Origin of the sequence: Streptomyces sp. BR1 (assembly GCF_052373795.1) — a bacterium.
In the GTDB taxonomy this organism is placed as follows: Bacteria; Actinomycetota; Actinomycetes; order Streptomycetales; family Streptomycetaceae; genus Streptomyces.
Genome location: NZ_CM126252.1, coordinates 852,355 through 868,227 on the forward strand (window position 1 = coordinate 852,355; position 15,873 = coordinate 868,227).

At 67.0% G+C, this 15,873-nt stretch carries 14 protein-coding genes and 1 pseudogene; 3 read left to right on the top strand and 12 right to left on the bottom strand.

Annotation, left to right across the window (positions count from 1 at the left end; all coding sequences use genetic code 11):
* The first annotated feature begins 170 nt into the window (after positions 1–170).
* Positions 171–1,403 (top strand): Ig-like domain-containing protein, encoded by a 1,233-nt coding sequence (locus ACT1U9_RS03840; protein ID WP_444536945.1) that lies wholly within the window; start codon positions 171–173, stop codon positions 1,401–1,403.
* A gap of 42 nt (positions 1,404–1,445) precedes the next feature.
* Positions 1,446–1,679: pseudogene (locus ACT1U9_RS03845) on the top strand (acyl esterase); the annotation flags it as partial.
* 56 nt (positions 1,680–1,735) lie between these two features.
* Here ACT1U9_RS03845 and ACT1U9_RS03850 read toward each other — a convergent pair.
* The 10 genes from ACT1U9_RS03850 to ACT1U9_RS03895 all read right to left on the bottom strand — a co-directional run bounded on the left by ACT1U9_RS03850 (position 1,736) and on the right by ACT1U9_RS03895 (position 12,286).
* Complete coding sequence (locus tag ACT1U9_RS03850; RefSeq protein ID WP_444536946.1) at positions 1,736–2,620, bottom strand: amino acid ABC transporter permease; 885 nt, start codon at positions 2,618–2,620, stop codon at positions 1,736–1,738.
* Positions 2,617–3,261 (bottom strand): amino acid ABC transporter permease, encoded by a 645-nt coding sequence (locus ACT1U9_RS03855; protein WP_444536947.1) that lies wholly within the window; start codon positions 3,259–3,261, stop codon positions 2,617–2,619. The genes ACT1U9_RS03850 and ACT1U9_RS03855 overlap by 4 nt, the downstream gene beginning before the upstream one ends.
* 8 nt (positions 3,262–3,269) lie before the next feature.
* Positions 3,270–4,175: a glutamate ABC transporter substrate-binding protein gene (locus ACT1U9_RS03860; protein ID WP_444536948.1), complete on the bottom strand. Its 906-nt coding sequence runs from the start codon at positions 4,173–4,175 to the stop codon at positions 3,270–3,272.
* Between the two features lie 19 nt (positions 4,176–4,194).
* Positions 4,195–4,938 carry an amino acid ABC transporter ATP-binding protein gene (locus ACT1U9_RS03865; protein WP_444536949.1) on the bottom strand — a complete coding sequence of 248 codons (744 nt, stop codon included), beginning with the start codon at positions 4,936–4,938 and terminating at the stop codon, positions 4,195–4,197.
* Between the two features lie 174 nt (positions 4,939–5,112).
* Positions 5,113–5,547, bottom strand: a complete 435-nt coding sequence (locus ACT1U9_RS03870; RefSeq protein ID WP_444536950.1) for a DUF6278 family protein — start codon at positions 5,545–5,547, stop codon at positions 5,113–5,115.
* A 121-nt stretch (positions 5,548–5,668) separates the two neighbouring features.
* Complete coding sequence (locus tag ACT1U9_RS03875; RefSeq protein ID WP_444536951.1) at positions 5,669–6,448, bottom strand: exodeoxyribonuclease III; 780 nt, start codon at positions 6,446–6,448, stop codon at positions 5,669–5,671.
* A gap of 30 nt (positions 6,449–6,478) precedes the next feature.
* Positions 6,479–7,117: an MBL fold metallo-hydrolase gene (locus ACT1U9_RS03880; protein ID WP_444536952.1), complete on the bottom strand. Its 639-nt coding sequence runs from the start codon at positions 7,115–7,117 to the stop codon at positions 6,479–6,481.
* A 12-nt stretch (positions 7,118–7,129) separates the two neighbouring features.
* On the bottom strand, positions 7,130–8,470 hold the full coding sequence (gene pcaDC / locus ACT1U9_RS03885) for a bifunctional 3-oxoadipate enol-lactonase/4-carboxymuconolactone decarboxylase PcaDC (RefSeq protein WP_444536953.1): 1,341 nt from the start codon (positions 8,468–8,470) through the stop codon (positions 7,130–7,132).
* A 452-nt stretch (positions 8,471–8,922) separates the two neighbouring features.
* Entirely contained in the window at positions 8,923–10,128 is a 1,206-nt protein-coding gene (locus tag ACT1U9_RS03890; RefSeq protein WP_444536954.1) for a tyrosine-type recombinase/integrase, read from the bottom strand.
* A gap of 856 nt (positions 10,129–10,984) precedes the next feature.
* Entirely contained in the window at positions 10,985–12,286 is a 1,302-nt protein-coding gene (locus ACT1U9_RS03895; RefSeq protein ID WP_444536955.1) for an IS110 family transposase, read from the bottom strand.
* Between the two features lie 645 nt (positions 12,287–12,931).
* On the opposite strand from ACT1U9_RS03895, the gene ACT1U9_RS03900 reads away from it, so the two are divergent.
* On the top strand, positions 12,932–13,867 hold the full coding sequence (locus tag ACT1U9_RS03900) for a restriction endonuclease (protein WP_444536956.1): 936 nt from the start codon (positions 12,932–12,934) through the stop codon (positions 13,865–13,867).
* A 293-nt stretch (positions 13,868–14,160) separates the two neighbouring features.
* Here ACT1U9_RS03900 and ACT1U9_RS03905 read toward each other — a convergent pair whose 3' ends face one another.
* Together ACT1U9_RS03905 and ACT1U9_RS03910 are read right to left on the bottom strand one after the other, a co-directional pair.
* Positions 14,161–14,766, bottom strand: coding sequence for a hypothetical protein (locus ACT1U9_RS03905; RefSeq protein WP_444536957.1), 606 nt, complete (start codon positions 14,764–14,766; stop codon positions 14,161–14,163).
* Complete coding sequence (locus ACT1U9_RS03910; protein WP_444536958.1) at positions 14,763–15,869, bottom strand: ImmA/IrrE family metallo-endopeptidase; 1,107 nt, start codon at positions 15,867–15,869, stop codon at positions 14,763–14,765. The genes ACT1U9_RS03905 and ACT1U9_RS03910 overlap by 4 nt, the downstream gene beginning before the upstream one ends.
* Positions 15,870–15,873: the final 4 nt, after the last annotated feature.

Sequence of the window (15,873 nt, forward strand, 5' to 3'; positions counted from 1 at the left end):
GCTCACAGCGGTCCATGACCGGGCCGCGCGGCGAATGTGACGGGACGATGACCGTTCCTCTGCGGTCCTTGTCACATACGAAATCCCGAGATTTCCGGCGTTCTTCGCAACCTAAAGTCGGGCTGTCGACTCTCTCCTTTGGAGAAGCATTGCTACGGGAGGTTTTCCAGTTGAGCCGCATACGCCGTCACACCCCGCTCGGCCGCTCGGTCCGTCTCGCCGCGATCGCCGGTACCGCGGTGCTGGCCGCCGCGCTGACCGCCTGTTCCGGCGGCTCGGGCGGCTCCGGCGACGGCAAGGGGGGCGCCGACATGGCCGGTGCCAAGAAGGCCGAGATATCGGTGAATCTGACGGGGCAGCAGGCGAAGGCGGGGCAGCCGGTGACGGTGACCCTGGCCGCCGGGAAGCTCCAGCAGGTGACGGTCACCGACGCCAAGGGCGGCAAGCTCGCCGGGAAGGTGTCCGCCGACGCGAAGACGTGGACCTCGGACCGCAAGGCCGCGCCCGGCACCTCGTACACGGTCGAGGCGAAGGACGACAAGGGCTCGACCGCCAAGGCCGCGTTCGCGACCGCCGCGCCCGACAAGGTCAACAAGCTGACCCTGGTGCCCGGCAAGGACTCCACGGTCGGCGTCGGCCAGCCGCTGTCGATCGTCTTCGACCACCCGGTGAAGAACAAGGCCGAGGTGGAGAAGCAGCTCAAGGTGACCACCTCGAACAACACCGAGGGCTCCTGGGGCTGGATGGAGGACTACTCGGGCAAGACGCGGGTCGACTGGCGGCCCAAGGAGTACTGGAAGAGCGGTACGAAGGTCACGCTCAACGCCGACCTCAACGGCGTGGACTCCGGCGGCGGTTGGTTCGTCCGTGACTACGCGACGAACGTGACCATCGGCAAGAACCAGGTCGTCAAGGTCGACATCGACAACCACCGCCTCAAGCTCTACCGCGACGACAAGCTGGTGAAGGACACCCCGGTGTCGGCCGGCACGCCCGGCGGCGAGAAGGGCTCGTGGCGCGGAAAGGCCGTCCTGATGGCGAAGGAGGGCACGATCAACATGAACTCCGAGACGGTCGGGCTCGGCGACGCGTACAACAAGATGGTCGACTACTCGATGCGGCTGACCTGGTCCGGGATGTACGCGCACGCCGCGCCCTGGAACGCCGACTACTTCGGCAACACCAACCACAGCTCCGGCTGCATCGGCATGAGCGACTCCAACGCCAAGGACCTCTACGGCCAGGTGCAGGTCGGCGACCCGTTCGAGATCACCGGCGACGAGGCCAAGGGCACCCAGGCGCTCAACAACGGCTACGGCGAGTGGAATCTGAGCTGGGCGGACTGGCAGAAGAAGAGCGCCCTCAACGGCACCGCGGGCACCTCCGGCACCACCAGCAGCTGACACACGCTCCCCCGTCACCCGTGTGGATGACATCAACCGCAACGGCGCGTACGGCACAACGTCAAGCTGCACACCGCGCTCACCCCCACCAAGGAGAGCGGCACCCTCGTCGCGACTTGTACGACGTGGGCCCGCTCGGCCTCGGCAAGCCGGTCACTGGTGGTGGACACCGTCGACCCGCTGTACATCGAGCACAACCCGACCGGCGCGCAGCTGACCTTCTCCTCGCCCGCGTCAGACCCGTCGTATCTGACGGTCCCTCTCCGCGAGGAGTGATCACCGGCTGCTGCCGGGTGGGCCTTGCCCCCTTGCCACTGCTCCCCCAGGGCCTTTCAGGGCCCTGGGCGGGGTCCCCCCGGCAGTAGCGTTCCTGGTTCGGCCGGGGCGACTTCCACGGCCTCCGTCTTGGGATTGCGCTTCTGTCTCCTGGCCATCCAGGTGGCGAACCAGGAGAGCAGCATGCACATCCCGATGTAGATCGGCGAGATCACCATCACCACGGGGATGAACGGCAAATCGTAGTCGAGATTCGATGCGATGAGCTTCCCCGCGTGCAGGAACTCCTCATAGGTGATCAGATAGCCCAGCGAGGTGTCCTTCAGCGCGACCACCAGCTGACTGATGATCGTCGGCAGCATCGCCCGGATCCCCTGGGGGACCAGCACGTACGTCATGACCTGCGTCTTGCGCATCCCGAGTGAGAATGCCGCCTCCTTCTGGCCGCGTTCCACGGAGTTGACGCCGGAGCGGAACACCTCGGCGAGCACCGAGCCGTTGTAGAGGGTCAGTCCGGCCACCAGCGCCGGCAACGGCTGCACCTTCAGCGCCACGAAGATGAAGAAGATCATGACCAGTACGGGCATGGCGCGGAAGAACTCCACCAGCAGCGTGGCGATCCAGCGCACGGGCCGGTGGTCGGAGAGCCGCCCGGTCGCAAGGACCGCGCCGAGCGCCAGGGAGAGCAGCGCCGCGAAGGCGAAGGCCCGCAGCGTGTTGCCGAGCCCGCGCAGCAGCAGCCGCTGGATCCCCTTGTACTCGAACGGTGTCCACTTGCCGGCGGTGAACTGGTTGGTGTCGAACAGGAGATAGATCACCCAGCCGACCAGGGCGAGGATCAGCACCGTCGAGACGAGCCCGTAGAGCAGGTGCCGCTGACGGGTCCTGGGGCCCGGGATGTCGTAGAGGGCGGTGGCCTGCGTGGACAGCTGTGCGGTCATCGGGCGACTCCCCAGTGCTTCTCCATGAGGTTGAAGATCGCGCTGATGGTGAGGGTGATGATCAGGTATCCGACGGCGATCCAGAGGAACGTCCAGATGATGTTGTAGCCGAGCTCGCTGAGCGTCTTGTACGTGCCGAGCAACTCGGTGACGCTGAACGCGCCCGCGATCGCCGAGTTCTTGGCGAGTGCGATGAGCGTGGAGCCGATCGGCGGGATCACCGAGCGGAACGCCTGCGGCAGCACCACCGCGTTGAGCGTCTGGCCGAACGTCATCCCGAGGCTGCGGGCCGCCTCGCCCTGGCCGGTGGGCACGGTGTTGATGCCGGAGCGCAGCGCCTCGCAGATGAACGCCGAGGTGTAGCAGCCGAGCGCGATCACCGCGAACACCTTGAAGGGCAGGACCAGTCCGAAGCGCGGCAGACCGAGCAGCACCGCGAAGAAGAGCAGCGTGAGCGGGGTGTTGCGCAGCACGTTGACCCACACCGTGCCGAGTGCCCGGAACGAGCCGACCGGCGAGACCCGGAACGAGGCCATCAGAAAGCCGAGCACCAGCGCGACGGCCGAGGCGTAGACCGTGAGCTCGACGGTGCCGAGGAAGCCCTTGCCGTACAGCGAGAAGTTCTTGGTCAGTACGTCCATGCGGGGCCTCAGCTCGCCGGGTAGCGGTCGATGGGCGGGGCGGGCGCGGCCTTGCGCCCCGACAGGCCGAGCGTCGCGTCGTACGCCTTCTGCCAGTCGCCGTTCTTCTCATGGGTCGCGATGGCGTCGTCGAGCGCGAACCGCAGCGCGTTGTCCCCGCGCGGCACCCCGACGCCGTACGGCTCCTTGGAGAAGGGCTTGCCGACCACCTTCAGCTCGTCGGGCACCTTGGCGGCATAGCCGCTGAGGATGGTGTCGTCGGTGGTGACGGCGGCGACCTGATAGCTCAGCAGATTGTCGACACAGACCGAGTACGTGTCGTACGCGACGAGGTCGGCCTTCGGGTAGTCCTTCTGGATGCGCTGGTACGGGGTGGAGCCCGCGGCCGAGCAGACGCGCTTGCCGTTCAGGTCCTGCGGCCCGTTGATGTCCTTCTCGTCGGTGCGCACCAGCAGACCCTGGCCGGCCTGGTAGTACGGCCCGGCGAAGCCGACCAGCTTCTTGCGCTTGTCGTTGATGGTGTAGGTGCCGACGTAGTAGTCGACCTGGCCGTTCTGCAGGGCGGTCTCGCGGTTGGCCGAGGCGATGGTCTTGAAGTCGATGGTGCTCGGGTCGAAGCCGAGCGAGGCGGACATCATCTTGGCGATCTCGATGTCGAAGCCCGAGTAGACGCCGGTGGCCGGGTCCTTCTCGCCCATGTACGGCTGGTCCTCCTTGGCGCCGACGACCAGATGGCCGCGGTTCTTCGCCCGCCGCCAGACCGAGGAGTCCGGCAGCGTGAAGCCCGTCATGACCTGGTAGTGCGGCAGTTCCCCGGCCTTGGGCCCCTTGACCGGCGGGCTGCCCGACTTGCCGCACCCGGCGGCGGCCAGGACCAGCGCCAGCGCGGCGAGCGCGCGTCGCGTACGCGTCATCGTTGCGTCCACTCCCCGTTCAGTGCTTGAGGATCTTGGAGAGGAAGTCCTTGGCCCGTTCGCTCTGCGGGTTGGTGAAGAAGTCGTCGGGGGTGCGGTCCTCGATGATCCGGCCGTCGGCCATGAACACGACGCGGTTGGCTGCGGAGCGGGCGAAGCCCATCTCATGGGTGACGACGACCATGGTCATGCCGTCCCGGGCGAGCTGCTGCATGACTTCGAGCACTTCGTTGATCATCTCGGGGTCGAGCGCCGAGGTGGGCTCGTCGAAGAGCATGACCTTGGGGCTCATGGCGAGCGCGCGGGCGATGGCCACGCGCTGCTGCTGGCCGCCGGAGAGCTGGGCGGGGAGCTTGTCGGCCTGGGAGGCGAGGCCCACGCGTTCCAGGAGTTCGCGCGAGCGCTTGTCGGCCTCCTCCTTCTTGCGGCCGCGGACCTTGATCTGGGCGAGCGAGACGTTGGCGAGGACGGTGCGGTGCGCGAAGAGGTTGAACGACTGGAAGACCATGCCGACCTCGGCACGCAGCCCCGCGAGCCCCTTGCCCTCCTCGGGAAGCGGCTGCCCGTCGATGGAGATCGAGCCCGACTCGATGGTCTCCAGGCGGTTCATCGTCCGGCAGAGCGTCGATTTGCCCGAGCCGGACGGGCCGATGACCACCACCACCTCCCCGCGTCCGACGGTGAGGTTGATGTCCTGGAGGACGTGCAACTTCCCGTAGTACTTGTTGACGTCACGCAGCTCGATCAACGGATCGACGGCCATACGCTGTCCTGCCCACTCATCGCTGTGTCGAGGTCAGCGCAAACTATCCAGCCCGGAAAGGGACTTCACCTCGACACGCACGAACAGGACATAAACCGTATTTTGGGTTACGCGTTCGTGGGGTTACGCGGTCATGCGGTTGGGGGCTCGTGCGGTTATGGGTCCGGTGGGCCGTCAGACCTCGGCCGCCTCCGCGTACACCTGGGAGAGCTCGGGCGTGCCGCCCGCCGCCCACTCGGTCCCGGCCCCGACCACGTCGATCTCGCGCCCCGAGACGAGCCGGACCACCGGCTGCCCGCTCGGCCAGATCTGCCAGGAGGCGCCCTCGACGGTGCGCACCAGCACGGTCCCGAGGTAGAGCCCGGCGTCGTTGCCGAGCCAGGGCAGCTCCTCCGGGTCGTCGCGCCAGCGCGGGGTCAGCTGGTCGAGCGCCGCCAACGAGGCCGGGCTGTCGTCGAGTTCGAGCCCGGCCTGCTGCGCCCTGACCCGCAGCAGCTCGCACTCGGCGAGCAGTTCGCCCACGCCCTCCGGATCGGTCTGCACCGCCTCCGCGAGCGCCGTCGTCCGCTGCGAGCCATGCCGCTTGCGCCAGTTGTCCAGGATGTTCATGGCGCCAGCGTCCCACCGGCACACCGGCGCGCACCACTGGGCACGCGGAGTTGACGGCGGGTGCGATTCTCCGATCTGCGGACCGGCTCTGCCCGGATCCGCGGACCGGCGCCCGGATCTCTCAGATCTCCAGGTCGACGACCACCGGGGCGTGGTCGGAAGCGCCCTTGCCCTTGCGCTCCTCGCGGTCCACATAGCTGTCCTTGACCGCCTTGGCGAACGATCCGTTGCCGTACACCAGGTCGATGCGCATGCCCTTGTTCTTCGGGAACGACAGCTGGCGGTAGTCCCAGTACGTGTACGGCCGGTCGTACTTGAGGGGGCGCGGCACCACGTCCGAGAGGCCAGCCTCGCGCAGCGCCGCAAGCGCCGCGCGCTCGGCCGGGGTGACATGGGTCTGGCCCTCGAAGAACGCCACGTCGAAGACGTCCTCGTCGGTCGGGGCGACATTGAAGTCACCGAGCACCGCGAACGGCCGCTCCCCCGCCGCGTCCTGGGCGACGGCCGCCTTCAGCGCCTCGAACCAGGCCAGCTTGTACGCGTAGTGGCCGTGGCCGACCTCGCGGCCGTTCGGCACGTACACCGACCACAGGCGCACTCCGCCGCAGGTCGCCGAGATGGCGCGGGGCTCCAGGGTGTGCTCGAAGCCGGGGTCGCCGGGCAGCCCGGTGACGATGTCGTCGAGGCCGACGCGGGAGACCAGGGCCACCCCGTTCCACCGCCCCGTCGCGTTGACCGCCGACTCGTAGCCCAGCTCGCGGAGCTCGGCGGCGGGGAAGCCCTCGGCGGTCGTCTTGGTCTCCTGGATGCACAGCACATCCGTGCCGGTGTTCTCCAGCCAGGCCAGGAGACGGGGCAGCCGGGCGGTGATCGAGTTGACGTTCCAGGTCGCGATGCGCATGTCCGACAGCCTAACCGCGGGGTCTGACACTCACAGATCCGTGCAGTCCCCCGGGGTCAGCCGCTCGTGGGGGGCGCCGCCCAGCTGGCCGATCTGGCGGTCGTAGATCGGCCGGGCGAGGTCGGTCAGGAGCGCGTCGTGGATGTCGATGGCGCGGCGCGGTTTGACCTCGCGTACGTAGTCGATGACCTCGGAGATCTTGCTCCAGGGTGCCTGTACGGGCAGCATCAGCGTGTCCACGGGGTGGTCCGGGACCGTGAGCGCGTCGCCGGGGTGGAAGAGCGAACCGTCCACCAGATAGCCGACGTTGGTGATGCGCGGGATGTCCGGGTGGATCACCGCGTGCAGCTCGCCGTGGACCTGGACGTCGAACCCGGCCGCGCTGAACGTGTCGCCGTGGCCGACGATGTGGACGCGGCCGGGGAAGGCCGCCGAGATCTTCTCCGCGACGCTGCGCAGGGTCCAGATCTCGGCGCCCGGGTTGCCCTCCAGGCCCGCCCGCAGCCGCTCCTCGTCGAAGTGGTCCGGGTGCTCATGGGTGACGAGGAGGACGTCGGCGCCGAGCGCGGCGTCCGCCTCGCTGAAGTTGCCGGGGTCGATGACCAGCGTCCGGCCGTCCTTCTCCAGGCGTACGCACGAGTGGCTCTTCTTCGTCAGCTTCAGGCTCATGGCCCCATCCTGCTACGCCTGCGGCGTGGTCTCCTCGCGGATCACCGCGGCGGCCACCTTGAAGGCCGCACCGGCGGCCGGGAAGCCGCAGTACACGGCGGTCTGGAGCAGGACCTCGCGGATCTCGTCGGGGGTGAGCCCGGCCCGCAGGGCGGCGCGGGTGTGCCCGGCCAGCTCGTCCAGGTGCCCGGCGGTGACCAGGGCGGTGAGCGCGACGACGGCCCGGGTGCGCCGGTCGAGCCCGTCGCGGGCCCACACCTCGCCCCAGGCGTACCGGGTGGCGAGCTCCTGGAAGTCACCGGTGAAGCCGTCCGCGCCGCCCGTCTCCTCGTCCACGCGCGCGTCGCCGAGGACTTCGCGCCGCAGCTTCATGCCCGCGTCGTACGGATCGGGCCGCCCGGCTTCCACGGGCACGGGGACCTCGGCGGGCGGGACGGGGATGTGCAGGGTCCCGGGCGACTGGGGGGCCTGGGGTGCGGCGGGGACGACGGGGGCGGCGGGCATGACCGGCGCGACGGGTGCGGCGGGTGCGGCAACGGGCGGTGCGAGCGCCACACCGGCCGCGGGCGCGTCCTGCCAGGCGGTCTGGAAATGATGCACGAGCAGGTCGGTGACGGCGGCGGGCTGCTCGACCGGCGCCAGATGGGCCGCGCCCGGCACCACCGCGAGCCGCGCGTCCGGCACCCCGGCGACCAGCGTGCGGGCGTCGCCGGGGCCGGTCACCCGGTCCTCGGCGCCGACGAGCACCAGCGTGGGCACGCCGATACGGGCGAGGTCGGCGCGGATGTCGAAGGCGGCCAGCGCCTCGCAGGCGGCGATGTAGCACCCGGCGTCGGTGGTGCGGACCATCTGGACGGCCCAGTCCACGATCGCGGGCTGCGCCGCCGCGTACACCGGCGTGAACCAGCGCTCGGGCGCGCTGCGGGCCATGGGGTCCATACCGTTGCTGCGCACGACCACACCCCGCTGACGGAACTCGTCGGCGGTACCGAACCGGGCGGAGGCGGCGATCAGCGCGAGCGAGGTCAGCCGCTGCGGGTGACGCAACGCGAGATCCGCACCGACAGCCGCCCCGATCGCGCTACCGGCGTACCCGAACCGCTGTACGCCCAGCTCGTCCAGAGTGGCGACCAGCCGGTCCCCGAGCTCGGCGACAGTGGCCGCCGGGTGGGCAGGGGCGCCCCCGTGCCCGGGAAGGTCGAAGCGGACGATCCGCCAGTGCGCGGCGAGCTCGGGTATCTGGCGGTCCCACATATGCCATGTAGTACCCAGGGAGGGGCCCAGAACCAGGACGGGAGCGTCTTCTGGCCCGTCAGAGCGGTATTGCAGGGTGTTCTTCGGTGTCTCGCTCACCTGCCCGACCCTCTCATCAGTCACGAAAAGTCACATCGCCGGGGTGAACCTAGCGGGTCTTGGCTCTCTCGCCACGGCAGGTCCCGGTACAGCCGGAACCCTTGAGTATTCGAGCGTGCGTCTCCGACGTGTCCTCGTGACCGCGTCGGCCGTGGGCCCTACGGGCAAGACCTTGCCGTAGGGCACGGCATCCAGGTGACTCAGGTGACACACCGAGTGTGGTGGCGCGGACGAGGTTCGGCGTGGCCGGCCTGGAAACCTTCCACGATCTCCCCACGAGCAGCTTGAACAGAGCATGGCGAACGAGATCTGTGCTCCCCGGGCAGGAGACACGGCCGCAGCCGGCTGGCCCCTCCCCCCCCTATCGGCCCACTACCAGCAACCGAACTCCGATTACGTGTCAGTCCTGCTGGCCATACGGCTCTGCAAGCTCGGCGGGTGCAGCGCGTGGCTCACGCTTGCCCCTCCGCCGTACCCCCGTGCAGGCCCTCCCAGGTGGCGGCGGCTCCGCGAAGATCCTCTACATCCGGCTTGACGTACCACCGCTTGGTCGTCTTGACGTTTTTATGCCCGGCCCATCGCGCGAGGATGTGGTCCGGTACACCGCGGTTGGCCAGGTAGGTGAAGCACGCCGCACGTGCCAGGTAGAGCCTGACGCGACGGAGCCCGAGGAGCTGCATGAGCCGGTATGCACGCCGCCGAAGCTGCTTGATCGTGAAAGCGAGTCCCGTCTCGTGCACCAGCACGTAGCCGGATACTACGTATGCCTCCCCCAGGGCGAGCCTCTCCTCGTCCTGGAGAGCCCGGAACGCTTTGAGAGCATCTAGCACGGGCGCCGGCAGTGGCAGAGCCCGCTCACCCGCGAGAGACTTGGTGTCCTTCTCCACCACGTGACGGTTGCCCATCATCGTGCGCGTGTTGGCAATGTCGATCGTGGCGTTCTCCAAGTCAACGTCTTCCCACCGAAGACCACAGACTTCAGCCGGACGGAGCCCCATCAGCGAAAGGAGAAGCGCAGCATAGAGACGTTCTCCCATAATGCCGTGGATGAACCTCTGAACCTCCTGGACGTTCCAGGGCTGCACCTCTTCCTTATTCTTCCGCTCCTCTTTGCGCGCCCTACGGGGAATGGTGACATGTGCAGCAACATTGACGTAAATCAACCGCCGGGTAACGGCTCTCCCCAGAGCCTCCTTCAGCCGGGCAAGGCTCATATCCACGCTCGTGACGCCGAGCGGCGTCCCTGCCCTTTTTCCACGCACACGACCATGCGCCAGGGCCCAGTCCCTCCATTCCTCCACGTGCTCTTCGGTTAGGTCCTGGAGGCGGATATGGCCAAGTCTCCCCCGAACTCGATCTAGGGTAATCGTGTAGCTGTAGATGGTGGTCTCTTCAAGGTCATCGGCTTTCATGGCCAGCCATCGATCGAGCCACTCGTTCACGGTGATCTTGTTGGGCGGGACGAACGAGCCCTCGTTCCGCCGGTTAGATATGTTCGCGTACGCAGCTTTCGCTTCCTTCAACGAATCGAAGGTTCGCCTCAACTGTTTGCGCTTCCCGGATTCGGGGTCGATCCCGGCATCGACAACAAACTGGTATCTAATCTTCCCCTTCGAGTTCGGTGGAAGTTTCTTGATGGGATCGGACAGAAGACTCACTCTCCTCGAATACGTGGAAATACCTGCGCTATGCCGCCGCCAGTGAGGGGCTGGGCGAATGAATGGGCTATACCGTCCACTACGGCTCCACCGCCAAGCGCAGCCGAAGACGAACAGCACCAATGGTCCGGACGATCCCCGGTTTTGCTAACCGGGGATCATCTGCTATGTATCGCCCAGCAGGACGCGCTCCCGGCCTTCGAAGAAGGTTCCGCACCCGTCAGGAAGCCAGTCGGTAGGACCGCAGGGCTGGAGTCGCGCCGCCAATGACGAGCACAAGCAGCCCGTCATCAGTGAGGCGGTCGAGGTTTCGGGCGACGACACGCTCAGGGGCTCCGACGGCTCGAGCCACTTGGCGAGTCGCCGCTCCGGGGTGTGCCGCGACGTGCGCGAGGACCGCGCAATCACGGCGATAGCCGCGTTGCAGCAGGTCCTCACCGAAAAGCCCGGCCGCGCAGACGCACAGGCATAGGGCCGTGGACAAGGAGCCGTAGTCCCCAGCATGTTGGGCCGTCCACGCGTTCATGGCACCAAGCGCCCACAAGCCGGGGCGGTGAACCGGGGGGATCGACAAGCGGGATTCGACAGGTGGACCTCCTTGGGACGGGGGCTCGGCCGCAGGACCGAGTAGCCGGGCTGCAGATTGTCGTAGGGCGACCGATGCGGCAGCCGCCCCAGGAGCCTGCATCCCCTCGCTGACCTGGTGTTTTCCGGGAGGTTGTACGTTGACATGGTCCCGGGAGAGGTTCCAGCCCTTTGGGGATCTTCCTCGTCTGCCGTCGGCGAATCCTGTCCTGAACGGAAAATCTCCCGCCGTCTGGGCATGCTGACGGCTTCGTTGGCCAGAAGTCGGGTGTCAGGCGGTCGGGGTGAGGGTGACGTCGTGGCCGAGGGCCTTGAGCTGACGTACCAGGTCGCGAGTACGGCGGGCTGGGTCGATGAGGCGCTGGTGGTAGTCGATGCCTAGGTCGTTGTAGACGGCGTCGGGGTCGTTGGCGAGGTGCCAGACGATGATGAGGATCGAGCGGGCCACGGCGACCAGGGCCTTGTGCCGGCCTCGTCGTTTGACCAGGCGTTTGTAGCGGGCGCCGAGGAAGGTGTCCGTGTGTGAGGCGGCCAGTGCGATCTCGCCGAGGGCTCCTTTGAGCCAGGGGTTGCCCTTGCCGGTGGGACGGCTGACGTTGGTCCCGCCGGACTGGACGGTCCGGGGGGTGAGCTTGGCCCAGGCCGCGAGGTGGTCGGCGGTGGGGAACACCCTCATGTCGGGGCCGAGTTCGGCCAGCAGGATCTGGGCGGCGGTCGGCCCGATGCCCGGGACGGCGTCCAGCCGTTCCACCAGGGACGGACCGGATCCAGGTGTGCCATCGGGGCCGGGGAGGCTCTCGATCGCGGTGGTGATCCGCGCGGTCAGTCGGTCGACCTGGGCGGTGAGGTGGTCGATGAGGTCGAGCAGGGTCTGACAGAGGAAGCCGTGATGGTCCTCGAACTGGCCGGTGAACGCCTCGATGAGAGGGTCGCGTTTGGCGTTCATCCGGCCGCGGGCGAGCCCGGCCAGTGCCTGTGGGCTCCGCTCTCCGGCGATCATGGCTTCGATCATTGCCCGCCCGGAGACGCCGAAGAGGTCGCTGACCACGGTGCTGAGCTTGATCTGGGCGTCCTCCAGGATCTTCTCGATGCGTTGCTTGTGGCGGCTGCGTTCTTGCAGGAGAACGGTCCGGGTCCGGGTCAGATCACGAAGCTGGCGCACGGGCTTGGGCGGCACGAACGAGGGCCGGAGCATTCCGCGTTCGGTCAGCTTGGCCAGCCAGACCGCATCCAACCGGTCGGTCTTCGGCCGGCCGGGCACGTTCTTCACGTCGCGGGCGTTGACCAGCCAACACTGAAGGCCCCGGGCCTCCAGGAGGACGAAGAACGGCTTCCAGTAGGTGCCGGTCGACTCCATCACGACCCGGGTCACGCCCTGGCACACCAGGCGATCGCCGAGCTCAAGGATCGAACGGGTCGTTGCAGCCACGTTCCATACCTGCTGGACCCGGCGCTCGGGCCGGGACTCGTGCGGCAGGCGCATGCACACCGTTCCCGTCGCCTTGGCGATGTCGATCGCCGCGACGCGGTCCACCAGGTCCTCGGACGTGTTGGTCTCTTCCACTTCTGTCACCAGATCTCACCCCATCCCTCAGCGGTCCACCAGGCGGTGGCTGCCCGGGAGCGGGAGGGGAAAGCGAGAATCTGAACGGCGTGCTCGAAGGCCACAGTGCACAGCCCCTCAAGCCGGCTCCGGCATCAGACTTTGACGCGGGATCGATCGCCCAAGGACAGAACGATGTCGCGGACAGCCGCCGACCCCATTTTCACGGCTTCAAGGCGTCACGTCAGCGATACGAGGACTTTGACAGCGATCCCAGTCGACGCTGGTCCTTGCCATCCAACCGAGTCGTCCCAGGTCAACGGACTCAACCTGCCGCGCTTCGATACTGCGGGGCTTTGACAGCCAATCTAGTCGTCGCAGGTCAGGAGCCTTTCGACCGGACTGAGTTGGCTGTCCAAGGACAAATCCAGACCCTCACTGCGGCATCAGTCGGCCGTACACCTGGAGCAGGGGCACCCGAGCCGCCATCGCGGAGCCGGCTGACGGCCCCTCGGTCTGCAGCCTGGCCACCATTGGCCAGCTCATTCAGTCAGCTCGCGCCCCGTCACATCGTGGAGCGGACGTATGAGGCGATCGCCGGCCGCAGGTCCTCTCTCGGCAACAAGTACGCTGCCCCGGCAAGAGAGAAGATCGACGGCAGAGAGGGGAGAGACCTTGCTTGACTTCACAGAACTCCCAAAGGATGGCGAAGCGTTCGAACTGCTCGTGCGCGATGTGGCCATGCTCCTGGGCTTCAAGGCACGCTGGTCCGGCAGAGGTCCCGACGGAGGACGCGACCTCCTCCTCGAAGAGCCAGGATCCCCCCTACTGGGCGGGAAGATCCGCTACTGGCTTGTCTCGTGCAAGCACATGGCCCACGCCAATGGCGGCATGGGCAGATCCGTCGGCCTCGATGACATCGGAGCGGACGGCGGCATCATTGACGCGGTGACTCAGCATCAAGCCCAGGGGTACCTGCTGGCCTGCTCTACGCAGCCGTCCAGCGCCGTGGTCACAAGGCTGGAGGCCATCGAGCGGAACAAGGGTGTCCCCGTACATGTCTGGGACAGCGCGGATATAGAGCGCGCCCTCGACACCGAGAAGGGGTGGCCCATCGCCCAGCGCTTCCTGCCGAAAAGCGCAGGGGGCTGGCGAGTCATCAGCACTGGCCAGTCGAATGAGTTCACCGGAGTGACCCGGGGCTACTACATCAAGTTCGCGAATCGCGACGGCAGCCGCCTGTATACGTCGATCATGGACGACTGTTTGGACCTCATCGAGTCCATACAACTCCCCGAGAAGGAAGAGCTGCGACCTCGGGCGGTCTACTACGACGACAGATACACGCGACTCTACTGGAAATTCGACTATCTCCATCCGCGTCTTGCCGATGATCCCGCCATATCAGAGCCCACAATGCGGCAGCTTGCACGGGACCTTGTGAAAGTCTTCGACCGATCCGACACAATGATGGGCGTAGACATCGATTTCTTCGTCAGGGCGCAGCACGTGTCACGTCACAGCGATTGGTATGACCCAGACCACTACACCTTCTACGAGAAGGTACGCCCCGAGCCGTTTGGCCCGTGGGCGCTCCCCTACGGCAGGTAACAGAGGACGGCGAGCCGCGCGACAGGCGGAGGGGTGAACGACCTCCATGAAGGCCCCACGCATGGGCGGCAGCACGGTGGGGCTGCACTGGTCCGAGCGCATGACCGACCGAAGCGCGGGCGCACGCCTGGAGGATGATGAGCGCCAGCACGCGGCCGTCGTCCCTCCCACCCGCACCGTGTTGCTCGAACTGCCCCATCGGTCACGGTTCGCCGTGGCTCTTCGCCGGTGGGGACTTCGCGGAGCAGTACCCGTACGCCGAAGGGCCGCCGCACGGAATGGGGAGGCAGTTGTTATGCGGTGTGCGCGGCGGCTTCGTCGTCGCTCTCTTCAGGCAGCAGTTCAGCAAGCGACCAGGGGAAGACGGTGAGGTCGGTGACAGACCGGGGACGTCGCGGATTACGGTCCAGCTGGTGCATCTTCTGCATCAAGGCGAAGCCTTCTTCCGCCGTGACGAATCCCGCTTTCACCGCCAGCTGCATTACGCTGAGGGTCTCCGCTGTCATGATTCCTTGCCCGATTGCATACTCCAGCGCGGATTTGTCATCCGATATCCACCATGCGCCAGCGAACTGGGGCCAATTTTGAATGATGTGGCAAGTCGTAGCCTCGCCAAGATGCTCCAGTTGCCGGTCGAATTGGCCGCCGAAAATATCCGTGCGGAGGTGCTGGATGTTCTTCAGGTCGTCCGGAGCCGCCACTCGAATTGCTTCACCAAGCCAGCCCTGCTGTTTCAGGTCATGCAGTGCAGGAAGCTCTCGCGCCGACTTGCGGGCCTCGCGTGCCACAGCCTCCGTCCACCTGCCACGGCCATCCAAGACCGCACACAGTAGATCAAGGCGTTCGACGGCGGCGAAGTTGCACAGGACGGTGTTGTCCGGGAACAGGATGTCGCTCATGCGGCACCGCCGTTGTCCTGTTCGGCCGCGAGCTGGTCTCTGAGGTCGTCGACGTCAACGCCGAGCAGTGATGCGTAGGGCCGCAAGGTCGCCTTGCCGGCCTTATAGGCGGCGCGTGTGTCGCGTGCAAGGAGTCCGGGGAGCCTCTTCTTCTCCGAGGCCGCGGCTCTCCGGTCGAGTTCCTCTGTGCGGCTGGCGACGGCTGCGGCTTCTCGGACGGTCATGTGCTTGTAGTGGTCGCAAGCGCCGTTGTCGATCACGCGTAGCTTGAGCAGTCTGTAGGCCAGGGTCTCCGGGCTGACCATGAAGTCGCAGCACAGCGTGGCGAAGTTTTCCCGGGTCAGTTTCACTGCGCTGACCGCTTCGAGCAGGGGGTGCTCGGGCAGGAGGAAGGCGGAGGCGAAGGCGTTGGCTCGCTGCTCGCTCGGGTCGCTCTTCTGGGCCCGGTCGAAGATGTCGCGATCGAGGTGGACGTCCTGGTCGTCGTCGGCTAGGAGGTGCCCGAGCTCGTGGGCGAGGGTGAAGCGCTGACGTGCCGGGTTTGATGCCGTGCTCAGGAGGATGAGCTTGGCGCCCTGGCCCATGGCGGCGAGACCGTCAAAGCCATCGCCCAGCGGCTCGACAGCCACGTCGGCGCCGAAGACCGCCTCGATCAGTTCCGGCAGGGCGTCCTGGGAGACGGACCGCCCTTGGTGCTCCACCGCCCTCAGAGCCGATTTCGCCAGTGCCTCTCCCTGGGCGGCGTAGCCGTTGCCGGACTGCACCTTCGGGGAGACCGGTCGCCAGGGCTGCGGATAGCCGAGCCTGTCCAGGCCGGCGCGCCGGGCAACGTAGTCCCGGGCGGCTGTCAGTGCTTCAGCTGCCTTTCCCGTGGTTGTTCTGGCTGCCACGGCCAGTGGGGGCTCGGACCCGGTGAGCAGCCAGTCCATGGAGACGTGGAATTCATCGGCAATGACCGCGAGGTCGACGGAGGAGAAGGGGCTCGTGCCGCTGAGGCACTCGGTGAGCTGGTCGGCGTCGAGGTCGGCCTGGTCGGCGAAGTCGTGGAGGCTCAAGCCCGACTGGTCGATCAGGCTTCTCACACGATCAGAGATGCTGGACACCTGT

Excerpts from the sequence above, each read along its gene's own strand:
- ACT1U9_RS03875 (WP_444536951.1), bottom strand. The coding sequence starts at position 6,448 with ATGCGCATCGCGACCTGGAACGTCAACTCGATCACCGCCCGGCTGCCC.
- ACT1U9_RS03860 (WP_444536948.1), bottom strand. The coding sequence starts at position 4,175 with ATGACGCGTACGCGACGCGCGCTCGCCGCGCTGGCGCTGGTCCTGGCC.
- ACT1U9_RS03880 (WP_444536952.1), bottom strand. The coding sequence starts at position 7,117 with ATGAGCCTGAAGCTGACGAAGAAGAGCCACTCGTGCGTACGCCTGGAG.
- ACT1U9_RS03870 (WP_444536950.1), bottom strand. The coding sequence starts at position 5,547 with ATGAACATCCTGGACAACTGGCGCAAGCGGCATGGCTCGCAGCGGACG.
- ACT1U9_RS03855 (WP_444536947.1), bottom strand. The coding sequence starts at position 3,261 with ATGGACGTACTGACCAAGAACTTCTCGCTGTACGGCAAGGGCTTCCTC.
- ACT1U9_RS03905 (WP_444536957.1), bottom strand. The coding sequence starts at position 14,766 with ATGAGCGACATCCTGTTCCCGGACAACACCGTCCTGTGCAACTTCGCC.
- ACT1U9_RS03865 (WP_444536949.1), bottom strand. The coding sequence starts at position 4,938 with ATGGCCGTCGATCCGTTGATCGAGCTGCGTGACGTCAACAAGTACTAC.
- ACT1U9_RS03850 (WP_444536946.1), bottom strand. The coding sequence starts at position 2,620 with ATGACCGCACAGCTGTCCACGCAGGCCACCGCCCTCTACGACATCCCG.